This is a genomic window from Pseudomonas sp. FEMGT703P (assembly GCF_002786345.1).
In the GTDB taxonomy this organism is placed as follows: domain Bacteria; phylum Pseudomonadota; class Gammaproteobacteria; order Pseudomonadales; family Pseudomonadaceae; genus Aquipseudomonas; species Aquipseudomonas peli.
Genome location: NZ_PGCM01000010.1, coordinates 580,806 through 593,163 on the forward strand (window position 1 = coordinate 580,806; position 12,358 = coordinate 593,163).

General features: G+C 62.4%; 11 protein-coding genes. All 11 read right to left on the reverse strand.

The features are described from left to right. Window positions 1-56: 56 nt before the first annotated feature. Window positions 57-1,820, reverse strand: a complete 1,764-nt coding sequence (locus CUR33_RS16255) for a NahK/ErcS family hybrid sensor histidine kinase/response regulator (RefSeq protein ID WP_289240316.1) — start codon at window positions 1,818-1,820, stop codon at window positions 57-59. After that, a complete protein-coding gene (gene ercA / locus CUR33_RS16260) occupies window positions 1,804-2,967 on the reverse strand; it encodes an alcohol dehydrogenase-like regulatory protein ErcA (RefSeq protein WP_167144891.1) in 1,164 nt (387 codons plus the stop codon). The genes CUR33_RS16255 and ercA overlap by 17 nt, the downstream gene beginning before the upstream one ends. 90 nt (window positions 2,968-3,057) lie before the next feature. Beyond that, the gene (locus CUR33_RS16265) at window positions 3,058-4,905 is read right to left on the reverse strand and encodes an alpha/beta hydrolase family protein (protein WP_289240317.1); all 1,848 of its coding nucleotides are present in this window, start codon (window positions 4,903-4,905) and stop codon (window positions 3,058-3,060) included. Further along, window positions 4,893-6,047, reverse strand: coding sequence for a pyrroloquinoline quinone biosynthesis protein PqqE (pqqE, locus tag CUR33_RS16270; RefSeq protein WP_289240318.1), 1,155 nt, complete (start codon window positions 6,045-6,047; stop codon window positions 4,893-4,895). Before pqqE ends, CUR33_RS16265 begins: the two co-directional genes overlap by 13 nt. Then, on the reverse strand, window positions 6,019-6,297 hold the full coding sequence (pqqD, locus tag CUR33_RS16275) for a pyrroloquinoline quinone biosynthesis peptide chaperone PqqD (RefSeq protein ID WP_233684637.1): 279 nt from the start codon (window positions 6,295-6,297) through the stop codon (window positions 6,019-6,021). The genes pqqE and pqqD overlap by 29 nt, the downstream gene beginning before the upstream one ends. A gap of 85 nt (window positions 6,298-6,382) precedes the next feature. Then, window positions 6,383-7,135 carry a pyrroloquinoline-quinone synthase PqqC gene (gene pqqC / locus CUR33_RS16280; protein WP_167144895.1) on the reverse strand — a complete coding sequence of 251 codons (753 nt, stop codon included), beginning with the start codon at window positions 7,133-7,135 and terminating at the stop codon, window positions 6,383-6,385. 77 nt (window positions 7,136-7,212) lie between these two features. Continuing rightward, window positions 7,213-8,127 carry a pyrroloquinoline quinone biosynthesis protein PqqB gene (pqqB, locus tag CUR33_RS16285; protein WP_289240319.1) on the reverse strand — a complete coding sequence of 305 codons (915 nt, stop codon included), beginning with the start codon at window positions 8,125-8,127 and terminating at the stop codon, window positions 7,213-7,215. Window positions 8,128-8,198: 71 nt separating this feature from the next. Continuing rightward, window positions 8,199-8,270 carry a pyrroloquinoline quinone precursor peptide PqqA gene (gene pqqA / locus CUR33_RS16290; protein WP_003243383.1) on the reverse strand — a complete coding sequence of 24 codons (72 nt, stop codon included), beginning with the start codon at window positions 8,268-8,270 and terminating at the stop codon, window positions 8,199-8,201. Window positions 8,271-8,617: 347 nt separating this feature from the next. Continuing rightward, window positions 8,618-10,138 (reverse strand): acetaldehyde dehydrogenase ExaC, encoded by a 1,521-nt coding sequence (gene exaC / locus CUR33_RS16295; protein ID WP_090252831.1) that lies wholly within the window; start codon window positions 10,136-10,138, stop codon window positions 8,618-8,620. Between the two features lie 168 nt (window positions 10,139-10,306). Next, window positions 10,307-11,035: a thiosulfate oxidation carrier protein SoxY gene (locus tag CUR33_RS16300; protein WP_289240320.1), complete on the reverse strand. Its 729-nt coding sequence runs from the start codon at window positions 11,033-11,035 to the stop codon at window positions 10,307-10,309. After that, entirely contained in the window at window positions 11,032-12,312 is a 1,281-nt protein-coding gene (locus tag CUR33_RS16305; protein WP_289240321.1) for an NAD(P)/FAD-dependent oxidoreductase, read from the reverse strand. Before CUR33_RS16305 ends, CUR33_RS16300 begins: the two co-directional genes overlap by 4 nt. Window positions 12,313-12,358 lie beyond the last annotated feature (46 nt).

The window sequence follows — 12,358 nt, forward strand, 5'->3', positions numbered from 1 at the left end:
GGCCTCACTTTTGCCCAAATTTTGCCCAAAAAATCTATAGCTATCGTGCGTCTAAATTAAAGGCCGACTAAAGGCATATCCTGCAGGATCTGGCTCAGCACCGCGCGCAGCTTGCCCGGTTTGACTGGTTTGTTGAGCAGAGGCACACCTATGCCGTGCAGTTCACGGCGGCACTGATCGCTGCGATCAGCGGTAATCATCACCGCGGGAATCGTCACCCCGAAGTGCTCACGCAAGAGCTGCACCACCTGGCTGCCGACCACACCATGGTCGAGGTGGAAGTCGGCCAGGATCAGCTCCGGTGCCTGCAGGCCAAGCACCTGCAACGCAGTGGTCTGATCGGTGGCGGTCAGTACTTCACAGCCCCACTGCTCCAAAAGTGCTTTCATGCTGTGCAGAATGCTCAGCTCGTTATCCAGCACCAGCAATCGCCGCCCTGGCAGCGGATCCCCCAAGCGCTGTTGTGGCGGCATCGGCGCTGCCAATGTACGCGACTGGCTGCCTCTGGCCAGTGGCACCTGAATGCTGAACACTGAGCCACGTCCTGGTTGCGAACGCACCTTGATCGGGTAACCGAGGATGCGTGCAATCCGCTCGACAATCGCCAGGCCCAAGCCCACGCCCTTGCGCTCGGCGGCACGGCCGACATTCAGCTGATTGAACTCAAGGAAGATGCTTTGCAACTGGTCTTCGGCAATCCCCGTGCCGCTGTCCCATACCTGCAACTCGACATACGCGCCACGCTTGCGCGCGCCAAGCAGCACGCGGCCCTGCTCGGTATAACGGCAGGCGTTGCTGAGAAAATTACGCAGGATGCGCGTGAGCAGGCGCAGGTCGGTATTGAGCAGGTGCTCGCCATGGCGTACGCGCAGTTGCAGCCCGGCTGCAGCTGCCACCGGCTGAAACTCCGAGGCCAATGGCGCAAGCAGTTCGTCGAGGCTGTAGACATCCAGATCGGGCTTGATCGCCGCCTGGTCCAGGCGGGCAATGTCCAGCAGATCGGTGAGCAGGTCTTCCGCGCCTTCCAGTGCCTGGTGAGTACGCTCCACCAGGTTCTGCTCACTGGCCGGCAGGCTGCGTTCGCGAAGGGTCGAGATCAGCAGGCGTGCAGCGTTCAACGGCTGTAGCAAGTCATGGCTGGCGGCGGCCAGGTACTTGTCCTTGCTGCGGTTGGCCTCTTCGGCCGCATCACGCGCCTCGCGCAGGGCCTTCTCGATTCGTTTGCGCTCGACGATCTGCTGCAGCAGGTTGCGGTTGGCTTCCTGCAACTCGCCGGTGCGTGCGCCGACCCGTTGTTCCAGTTCGTCATTGAGTTGTTGCAGGCGTTGCTGGGCCTGTTTGCGCTCGGTGATATCAGCGACAAAACCTTCGAACAGACCGTTCTCATCGGGTTTGAGCAGCAGGTTCATCAGCACGTCGATCACGCTGCCGTCACGGCGGCGCAGCTGGGTTTCATAGCCAAACAACCCGGGCTCATGAGCCAGCACGCTGCGTATGTGTTCCAGCTCGGCGACACCGCCAACAAACAGGTAGTTGGCCAAGCCCGTCAGCGACCAAAGCACCTGTTGCGGATCGTCGTACCCCAGCATGCGCGCCAGGGCTGGATTGGCGGCCAGCAGCCCGTCCTGCAGGCTGGCCTGGAAAATCCCGTGCACGGCATGTTCGAACAGCCATTTGTAGCGATTGCGCTCGGTTTCCAGCTCTTCCAAACGCGCCAGCAGTTCGGGGTAATGGCTTTTGCGTGCCGAATGACTGCCCAGGCCTAGCAGGCCGGCCAGGGCCTCGCTCTGCGACTGCGGCAAATTAGAGGGCTTCGCCATACACGACCTCGACATCACGCTGGCTGGACTCACGCGGGTTGGTCAGGATGCACGGGTCCTCCATCGCATGCCGCGAGAGGAACGGAATATCGGAGCTGGAAACCCCATGCAGCTTGAGGGTTTCATGAAAGCCCACCGACTTCTTGAACGTCACCAGATGCTCTACCAGCCGCTGGCGGATCTGGTTGTGGTTGAGCCCGCGCACATCGATACCAAGGGTTTGCGCAACCATGCTGAAACGCTCTGGTGCCGCGCTGTAGTTGAACGCCACCACATGCTCGACCAGCGCTGCATTGCACATGCCATGGGGCAGATCGAGAAAGCCGCCGAGGCTATGGCTCATGGCATGCACCGCGCCGAGAATCGCGTTGGAGAACGCCAGCCCGGCCTGCATGCTGCCGAGCATGATCTTCTCGCGCAGGGCGATGTCGTCGGGGGTGGCGATCATCTGCACCAGGTTGCCATTGATCAGGCGCATGGCCTCCAGCGCATGGGTATCGGTGAGTGGCCCGCTGCCGGTGGAAACAAACGCTTCGATGGCGTGCACCAGCGCATCGATACCGGTACAAGCGCTGAGGAACGGATCCATGCTCAAGGTGGTTTCCGGGTCGATCAGCGATACATCCGGCACCACCGCCTTGCTGACGATGGAGAACTTCATCCGTTCCTGCTGATTGGAGATGATCACGAACTGCGACACGTCGGCCGATGTGCCGGCGGTGGTCGGGATCAGGATCAGCGGCGGGCTGGGCACACGGATGGTGTCCACGCCTTCGAATTCGAGAATGCTGCGGCCATGGGCCACCGCAATGCCGATACCCTTGGCGCAATCCATCGGACTGCCGCCACCAATGGCAACGATCACGTTGCAGGCGTTGGCCCGGTAGATTTCCGCGCCGAGCATCACCTCTTCAACCCGTGGGTTGGGCGATACATCGGTGTACAGGCAGTAGTCGATATTCTGCGCCTGCAGGCTGGCTTCGACATCAGCGACCCAGCCGGCGGCAACCACGCCGGGGTCGGACACCACCAGCACCTTACGCGCGCCAAAGGTACTGGCGTAGTTGGCCACGTTGTGCCGGCAGCCGGCACCAAAAATGATTTCCGGTGAAACGAATTTACGTAACTGGCTGAGGGTGTGGCTCATACAACGGCCTGTTCTTGTTGTTATGGAATAGGTTAAGCGAGTTATGCGCCAGCCTACTGCATTGCTCGGTTTATGCAATGCGACCTGCTCTCAGCTCAACTGCTGATAAAACCCATATTCGGCACGCAACGCGGCGGCCAGATTGGCGGCCTGACGGAAACCGTGGCGTTCGTCGGCGAACAGCTGATATTCCACCGGCAACCCACACTGGCGTAGTGCCTCGACCATGGCCTCGGTCTGGCTTGGCACCACCACAGCATCCAGCGCGCCCTGGAAGAAAATCACCGGAGCCATGATCCGCTTGACCTGCCACAGGGGTGTGCGCTCCCGGTAGCGCTCGGCATCCTGCTCCGGGTCGCCAATCAGCCAGTCGAGGTAATCCGCTTCGAACTTGTGGGTCAGCCGGCGAAGCGCCAGCGGGTCACTGACGCCATAAAGGCTGGCGCCCCCACGCAATTGCGACAACTCGACCAAAGCCCGCAGCGCGCTGAAGCCGCCAGCGCTGGCGCCGCGCACAAATACGCGCAGGGGATCAATACGGCCAGCAGCGGCAAGCGTATCGATAGCGGCGCGAATGTCCTCGACCTCCAACTCGCCCCACTGGCCAGCCAGACGCAGGCGATAGGCGCGGCCGTAACCGCTGCTGCCACGGTAATTGAGGTCGAGCACGGCGTAGCCGCGCAGGGTCCAGAAGGCGATACGCGGGTCGAACACCGGGTAGCAGGCCGAGGTGGGGCCGCCATGCAGAAAGATCACCAGCGAAGGACGCTCTCCGGTTGATACGGGCGAGTAAAAAAAACCGTGGCTGCGCTCGCCTTCGCCCACAACGCAGTTAAATGACTGGGGGCGGGACAGCCGTGCTTCACTCAAGGGCTGCTCGCCACCGGACAGTATTTGTACAGCGCCATCACTACGCCGAATCGCCAGCACCGCCGACAGGCGATCCGGTGCGGCAGCGATGCAGTAAAAATGCTCGGCATCGGCGGCCAGGCTGCGAAAACGCGTGAAATGCTCTGCGAAGTGCCGCTCGTAAGGTGCGCTGTGCGCACTATCAGTCTCGAAAGCGCACCCTACCAGTACGCCTTTACCTTGCTCGAAACGCGTCAGCAGCAGTTCGCCGTTTTCCAGCGGCAGGTAGGTTCGGCCACCCAGCTGCCAGGGCGCGGGAGCATGATCGAAGGGTGCAGCGCATGCATCATGCTGTTTATCAACACACCAGGGCTGCCACCAACCCGCCTTGTCGCTCAACACCCACAACCGGCCCTGCACATCGAAACGCGGCTGCTGCAAGGATTGATCACGGTCCTGCCCAGCCAGCACCTGGGTGCGTTCGCCCGACTTACGTTGGCAGAGGCGTGTGGCAACCCAGGGCTGATCGGGGCGATCCCACTCGATCCAGGCCAACCGCTGGCCATCACCATCGGCCACTGGCGCAGCGTAAAAATCAGCGCCTTCGACCAGTACCTCGCGCTTGCCAGTCAGGCCAATGCGTACCAGGCGATGTATCACCGCTCCGCCTTCATGGCTTTCCTCCACAGCCAGCAGCGCCTGCCAGGCGGGCACAAAACACAGGCCGCCATAACGGCAGTTGGGCGAGTCGGTCACCGCGCCGGGTGCGCCATACGCACCACCGCCCTCGGTAATATCGATCAGGTAAACCTGCTGATCATTATCATTGACGAAGACCACGCCCTGCTCCGTGGCACAGCACGCACCGCCGCCATATTCGTAAACCCGGCTGCGTACGGAGAACCCCGGCGGGGTCAGTTCAGTCACAACTCCATCACGACAAAAGAACAACCCACAACGCGCCAGCAACGGATCAAACGCCACCCACAGCAATCCGCCGTGGGCCGCATGCAGCTCGGCGAAGTCAGCGCTGGCCGCTGCGGCCTGCTCGGCACTCCAGATTGCGTCGGGGTCGGTCAGGCCTTGCATATGATCCGCGAGGCCTTCTCATTGCGATACTGCAGGGCCTCTAGCCCCAGTAGCGCGTCATCGGCCTGCTGGCGCGCGGCGAGAATCACGCCATGGTGCGCCGACTTGCTGCACACCGGGTCCGCCGCGCTGGCATCGCCGGTGAGCATAAACGCCTGGCAACGACAGCCGCCGAAGTCCTTGTGTTTCTCGTCACAGCTGCGACATGGCTCGGGCATCCATTCGTCACCACGGAAGCGGTTGAAACCGAAGGAATGCCGCCAGATATGCTCGATGCTGTGCTCGCGCACATTGGGAAACTGCACCGGCAGTTGCCGCGCGCTATGACACGGCAACGCGGTGCCGTCCGGGGTGATGTCGAGGAACAGGTTGCCCCAGCCGTTCATGCAGGCCTTGGGACGCTCCTCGTAATAGTCTGGGGTGACGAAGATCAGCTTGCACGGGTGATTCTCGGCCGCCAGCTTGTCGCGCCACTGATTGGTGATGCGTTCGGCGCGCTCCAGCTGGGCGCGGGTCGGCAGCAACCCTGCGCGGTTCAGTTCGGCCCAGCCATAGAACTGGCAGGTGGCGAGCTCGACGAAATCTGCTTCCAGCTCCAGGCACAGCTCGATGATCCGCTCGATATTGTCGATGTTGTGTCGGTGGGTGACGAAGTTGAGCACCATCGGATAGCCATGGGACTTGACCGCACGGGCCATGGCCAGCTTGTGAGCGAAAGCCTTTTTCGAGCCGGCCAGCAGGTTGTTCACTTCCTCGTCGGCGGCCTGAAAGCTGATCTGGATATGGTCCAGCCCAGCCTCGGAGAATTCGGCAATACGCGCCTCGGTCAGGCCGATGCCGGAGGTGATCAGGTTGGTGTAGTAACCCAGATCACGCGCGGCCTTGATCAGCTCGGCCAGGTCCTGGCGTACCAGCGGCTCGCCGCCGGAAAAACCCAGTTGTGCAGCACCCAGCTCACGCGCCTGGCGGAATACCTCGATCCACTCGGCAGTGCTCAGTTCGGCGCCCTGCTGGGCGAAATCCAGCGGGTTGGAGCAGTACGGGCATTGCAGCGGGCAGCGGTAGGTCAGTTCAGCCAGCAACCACAGCGGCGGCCCTGGTTCATGACCTGCTTTAGCGAAGCTCGATCCAGAACTGAGCACTGGCGACCTCCATAAAGGCGAGGATGTCTTCGTCGATCCCCGGTACATCCGGGAAACGCTGGTGCAGGCTTTCAATAATCTCAGCCACCGAGCGCTTGCCATCGACCTGCTGGAGAATCTCACTGGCACTGTCGTTGAGCTTGATCATACCTTCCGGGTAGAGCAGCACATGGCAACCCTGGGCCGGTTCGAATTGCAGGCGAAAGCCACGGCGAATAGCGGGGATAGTGGGCAGGATGGTGGCAGTCATAATCTCGGCTCCGTTGCGGTGCGCGCGGCGCACCCTACATACCGTTCACCCGTAGGGTGCGCCGTGCACACCGTTTGTCTGTGGCTCATAGCGCAATCCCCCGATGCCATACGCGCTCGGCGGTCACCGTGTGATACGGCGCGCGCTCCAGCTGGTAGGCCATGCTCATGGCGTCGAGCATGCTCCACAGCACATCGAGCTTGAATTGCAGGATTTCCAGCATGCGTTCCTGGGCTTCACGGGTGCGGTAGTGTTCCAGGGTGATACGCAGGCCATGCTCGACATCGCGACGTGCCTGCTGCAGCCGCGTGCGGAAATAGCGGTAACCCTCGGCATCGATCCAAGGGTAATGCTGCGGCCAGCTGTCCAGGCGTGACTGGTGGATTTGCGGAGCGAACAGTTCGGTCAGCGAGCTGCTGGCGGCTTCCTGCCAGGACGCGCGGCGGGCGAAATTGACGTAGGCATCCACAGCAAAGCGTACGCCGGGCAGCACCAGCTCTTGCGACAGCACCTGCTCGCGCTCAAGGCCCACGGCTTCGGCCAGGCGCAGCCAGGCTTCGATACCACCCTCCTCGCCCTGCGCACCGTCGTGGTCAAGAATGCGTTGCAGCCATTCACGGCGCGTGTCGCGATCGGCGCAGTTGGCCAGGATCGCCGCATCCTTGAGCGGGATGTTCAGTTGATAGTAGAAGCGATTGGCCACCCACCCTTGAATCTGCTCACGGCTGGCGTGGCCGGCATACATCGCCTGATGAAACGGGTGGTGAATGTGGTAGTACGCGCCCTTGGCGCGCAAGGCCTGCTCGAACTCGGCAGGGCTCATGGCGGGTTGGCTCATCAGTATCTCCAATACGCGTTGCCGTAGGGTGTGCCGTGCGCACCAGTATTCTTTGAGGTGTGCATGGCCTGGGCGCGCTACAAAACGATGCTCATGCCATCGAACGCGACCTCGATACCGTGCGCGTCAAGTTCGGCGCGCTCAGGCGAATCCAGGTCGAGAATCGGATTGGTGTTGTTGATATGAATAAGGATCTTGCGTGCAGATGGCAGGCCATCGAGCACCTCGATCATGCCGCCCGGACCGCTCTGGCACAGGTGGCCCATCTCGCTGCCGAGCTTGTCGCCCACTTCGCACACGCGCATTTCGTCATCGCGCCACAGTGTGCCGTCCACCAGCAGGCAGTCGGCGCGGCGCATCCAGGCCAGCAATGGTTCATCGACCTGACCCAGACCGGGGGCATAGAACAGCGTGCCGCCGGTGCGGCGATCCTCGACAAACAAACCAATGTTGTCGCCCGGATGCGGGTTGCCACGGTGCGGTGAATACGGCGGTGCGCTGCTGCGCAACGGCACGGCCGTGATCGACAAGTTGGCACAGGCCGCAATGCTGAACGGCTCACCATCGAGGGCAATCAGGTTGTGCTGCAAGCCGCCATTCCAGTGGCTGAGCATGTTGAACAGGGGAAAGCCGCTGGTCAGGTCCTGATGCACCATCTCGCTGCACCAGACTTGGTGCGGACAGCCTTCGCGCAGGGTCAGCAGGCCGGTGGTGTGGTCAATCTGGCTGTCAAGCAGGATGATCCCGGCGATGGCGCTGTCGCGCAGCCGACGTGCCGGGTTGAGCGCAGGAAAGGCTTCGATCTGTACGCGAATGTCCGGTGAGGCGTTGCACAGGATCCAGTCCTGGCCATTGTCACTCAGGGCAATCGAAGACTGTGTACGCGGCTGCGCCCGCACGCTGCCCGTGCGCACGCCACGGCAGTTACGGCAGTTGCAGTTCCACTGGGGGAAACCACCGCCAGCGGCGGAGCCAAGAATCTGGATATACATGGACGCTTCCGATTGCGATGCCAATGGGCATGCCTATTGGGATGCCCCGGCAATGCCGGGGCAAAAACGGCTCAACGATTGGCGAAGTACATGGTCACTTCGAAACCAATACGCAGGTCGGTGTAGGCGGGTTTAGTCCACATGGCGCGGTCCTCTTCTTATCGACGCCGGCGAATTCCGGCCCCTTCATTAAGCGCCCCGACCGACAGCAGCCAAATGGTACTTTGGGATGAATTTCTGCTGGCATTGGTAGTGTTTGCAGGGTGCGCGCGACACCACCTGCTTTGTCCGGCAGCCTCACGCTGACTATGCTGCAACAGATGCAACACGCTGCCGCTGACAGCAGCCAATAAAAAACGCGGCCGAAGCCGCGTTGCGATAGTGACCTGCTGCAGCAGTTATCTGCCCAGACCACAAACAGATCTCGCCGACCGGCGAATCGCAGGAAGGAGCCCGACGCACTGGAGCGGATACGCCGGGGTTACACGAGTTAGAAGAAGCCCAGCGGGTTGATGTCGTAGCTCACCAACAGGTTCTTGGTCTGCTGGTAGTGGTCGAGCATCATCTTGTGGGTTTCACGGCCAACACCGGATTTCTTGTAACCGCCGAAGGCCGCATGCGCCGGGTACAGGTGGTAGCAGTTGGTCCACACGCGACCGGCCTTGATTGCCCGGCCCATGCGGTAGGCGACGTTGATATCGCGGCTCCACACACCCGCGCCCAGGCCGAACTCGGTGTCGTTGGCGATGGCCAGGGCTTCAGCTTCGTCCTTGAAGGTGGTCACGCCGATCACCGGGCCGAAGATTTCTTCCTGGAACACGCGCATCTGGTTGGTGCCCTTGAGCAGGGTCGGCTGGATGTAGTAACCGTTGGCCAGGTTGCCTTCGAGTTTCTCCACGCCGCCGCCGGTGAGCACCTGAGCACCTTCCTGCTGGGCGATCTCCAGGTAGCTGAGGATCTTGTCGAACTGCTGCTGCGAGGCCTGAGCGCCGACCATGGTGTCGGTGTCCAACGGATCGCCACGTTTGATCTGCTTGATCTTCTTCATCACCTCGACCATGAACGATTCATAGATCGATTCCTGCACCAGCGCACGCGACGGACAGGTGCACACCTCGCCCTGGTTGAAGAAGCCCAGCACCAGGCCTTCAGCGGCCTTCTCGATAAATGCCGGCTCGGCATTCATGATGTCAGCGAAGAAGATGTTCGGCGATTTGCCACCCAGTTCGACGGTGCTCGGGATGATGTTTTCGGCGGCACATTTGAGGATGTGCGAGCCCACTGGAGTCGATCCGGTGAAGGCGATCTTGGCAATGCGTTTACTGGTGGCCAGTGCTTCACCGGCTTCACGGCCGAAGCCCTGAACGACGTTGAGCACGCCCGGCGGCAGCAGATCGCCAATCAGTTCCATCAGTACGGTGATCGACAGCGGCGTCTGCTCGGCCGGTTTGAGCACGATGGCATTGCCCGCAGCGAGGGCCGGTGCGAGTTTCCAGGCACCCATCAGCAGCGGGAAGTTCCACGGAATGATCTGCCCGACCACACCCAGCGGCTCATGAAAGTGGTAGGCCACGGTGCCTTCATTGATCTCGGCGGTGCTGCCTTCCTGAGCACGGATGCACCCGGCGTAGTAGCGGAAATGGTCAGCGGCCAGCGGCACGTCGGCGTTGAGGGTTTCGCGCACGGCCTTGCCGTTGTCCCAGGTCTCGGCCACGGCCAGCAGCTCGAGGTTGGCTTCGATGCGGTCGGCGATCTTCAGCAGAATGTGCGAACGCTCCTGCACCGAGGTCTTGCCCCAGGCATCGGCAGCAGCGTGAGCAGCATCCAGCGCCTTGTTGATATCGGCGGCGTCAGAACGGGGGAACTCACCGATCACCGAACCATCCACCGGGCTGGTATTGCTGAAGTACTGGCCACTCAGCGGGGCGACGAACTCACCATTGATGTAGTTGCCGTAGCGCGGTTTAAGGGTGATGACGGCGCCTGGCGTACCGGGTTTGGCGTAAAGCATGGGATTGACCTCTCTTGTTGGCGGAGCCTGCCCCCTGGGACGTGGAGCAGGTCATGGTTCGATCTTAGGAAGCGCCCCGCACGACCGGTATGCGCCCATGGCACAAAACCTCTCGTCATTTGGTAGTAGAGCCATAAAGCGCGCCCTAGAGCCGCGCACCGCCCCGTTTCAGGGCAGCTGCCGGCTAAACACGCGGCCATCGGCATCCACCCAACGCAGCAACAGCGGTGTTTGCCCAGCGGGCAGCAGCACCCTCCAGTAAGGGTTGGCCGCCAAACCCTCGAAAGGTTCGATGCGCAGCAGGCTGCCGTGCGTCCCGCTGACCTCAAAATGTGTCGGCAAATGCCGGGGCAGCAGTTGACCATCCACGCTCGGACGCCGCCCGGTTTCCATTGGATGGCGCAACAGGCTGCGCAACTCCAGACCGCGCCCCTGCGGCTCCAGCCAGGCCTGCAACGGCCCCAGGTTGCTGGCTGGCTGAGCGGTGCTCGGCGACAGGCAACTGCTGCTCAACACCTCCACCGCCTGCGCCGCCAGCCACACACGCCCGCGCCCATCACGGGCCAGTACGATCAGTTGCTGACTGCGCGGCAGGCGCACACGGGTGGACAGACGCAGCGGCGCCTCCCAGGCCTGCACGTGCAGTGTGGCGATACGCGGATCGTCTTCGCCGCTGCGCAGCAGGCTGAGCGATACCGGGGGCTGGGCATCGCGCAGGGTCAGGTCAATGGCGACAAACGCGCCATCCTCGACCCAGGTCGGCACGGCCAGGCTCAGCCCTTGTGTCTGCACCTCATGGCCCTGCAACCACTGTTCAACGCTGTGCTGCGCCTGGCCCCAGGGCTGCGCAGCCACAGGGCCGGCCAGCACCAGCAACACCAGCAGGCGCAGGGTCATGCCAGATGTCCCCAGGCATCCATGCAGATGCTCTGGTACCAGGCATCGGCCAGTGCCGCTTCCTGAGCCCGCAACCCGGCAGGCGGCTGCAACGGGCTGAGCGTCAGGCTGCCTGGCAGCTCAACCAGGCGCTGCTCCCGAATGCCGTAATCGGCCGCAATCGACACCGCCTGGCCCGGTGCCAGCGCGCTGTAACAGGTGTTGCGCCAGGCCGCACTTGGCGGCTCCTGGCCGGCCAAATCCGCCAACAGGGCCGCCACTGCCACTTTGGCCTGAGCATTGGCGCTGTAAGCTGACTTGGGCATGGGCGCGGCGATGCAGGCATCCCCCGCCACATAGATGTCACCGGCCTCGCGTGCCTGAAAGGTGACCGGGCGGATCGGCACCCAACCGCTGCTATCGACCAAGCCGCTGCGGGCAGCAATTTCGGCGGCTTTCTGCGGTGGAATCAGGTTGATCACCGCTGCGCGATGGCGCTGGCCAAACTCGCAGAGCAGCTCGCGCCGCCCGGCATCGGCGCGCACCACACGGCCATCGCCAGCACGCCCAACCCACTCGATGCGCTCGCCATAAAGCGCCTGCCAACCCTGTTGAAACAGCGCCTGCTTGGAGAAACTGTCCTTGCTGTCGAGGATCAGCACCTTGCTGCGTGGCTTGGCCTGGCTCAGATAATGGGCAATCAGGCTGGCCCGCTCATAGGGCCCCGGCGGGCAGCGATAGGGATTGTCCGGCACGCTGATGATCACCAGGCCGCCATCGTCCATGGCCTGCAGTTGTCGGCGCAGCAGAGCGGTTTGTGCGCCAGCCTGCCAGGCATGCGGCAGACGGCTGGCGGCATTGCGGTCGTAACCTTCGATGGCCTGCCAGTCCATGTCGATTCCAGGCGCCAGCAACACCCGGTCATAGCGCAGACGCTGGCCGCCCTGCAGCACCACCTGCCGGGCCTGCAGGTCAATTTCCCGCGCCCATTCGCGCACATGCAGCACCTGTTGCTGCTGCAAGGCGCGGTAATCCTGGCGCAGACTGCCCAGCTCACGCAGCCCGGCGAGCACATGGTTGCTGAATGGGCAGGTGTGAAAGTCAGACTTCGGCTCAATCAGCACCACATCCAGCTGCTCGGCCTGACGTTTCAGGTAGCGCGCCGCCGTAGCACCGGCAAAACCACCGCCGATCACCAGTACCCGCGCCCGACCAACGCTGGCTTGCAGCGCCCCCGGCAACAGCCAGGGCAGCATGGCGGCCCCGGCGAGCAATTGACGACGTGTAAGGCCCTGCATAGCGGCTCCTGCTTTCGTTGATGCTGCCACGCTGCTACAGCACGGC

What these genes read in the sequence shown, in the direction of transcription:
- CUR33_RS16255 (WP_289240316.1), bottom strand. Translation starts at nt 1,820, where the DNA reads ATGGCGAAGCCCTCTAATTTGCCGCAGTCGCAGAGCGAGGCCCTGGCC.
- exaC (WP_090252831.1), bottom strand. Translation starts at nt 10,138, where the DNA reads ATGCTTTACGCCAAACCCGGTACGCCAGGCGCCGTCATCACCCTTAAA.
- ercA (WP_167144891.1), bottom strand. Translation starts at nt 2,967, where the DNA reads ATGAGCCACACCCTCAGCCAGTTACGTAAATTCGTTTCACCGGAAATC.
- CUR33_RS16265 (WP_289240317.1), bottom strand. Translation starts at nt 4,905, where the DNA reads ATGCAAGGCCTGACCGACCCCGACGCAATCTGGAGTGCCGAGCAGGCC.
- pqqC (WP_167144895.1), bottom strand. Translation starts at nt 7,135, where the DNA reads ATGAGCCAACCCGCCATGAGCCCTGCCGAGTTCGAGCAGGCCTTGCGC.
- CUR33_RS16305 (WP_289240321.1), bottom strand. Translation starts at nt 12,312, where the DNA reads ATGCAGGGCCTTACACGTCGTCAATTGCTCGCCGGGGCCGCCATGCTG.
- pqqB (WP_289240319.1), bottom strand. Translation starts at nt 8,127, where the DNA reads ATGTATATCCAGATTCTTGGCTCCGCCGCTGGCGGTGGTTTCCCCCAG.
- pqqD (WP_233684637.1), bottom strand. Translation starts at nt 6,297, where the DNA reads ATGACTGCCACCATCCTGCCCACTATCCCCGCTATTCGCCGTGGCTTT.
- CUR33_RS16300 (WP_289240320.1), bottom strand. Translation starts at nt 11,035, where the DNA reads ATGACCCTGCGCCTGCTGGTGTTGCTGGTGCTGGCCGGCCCTGTGGCT.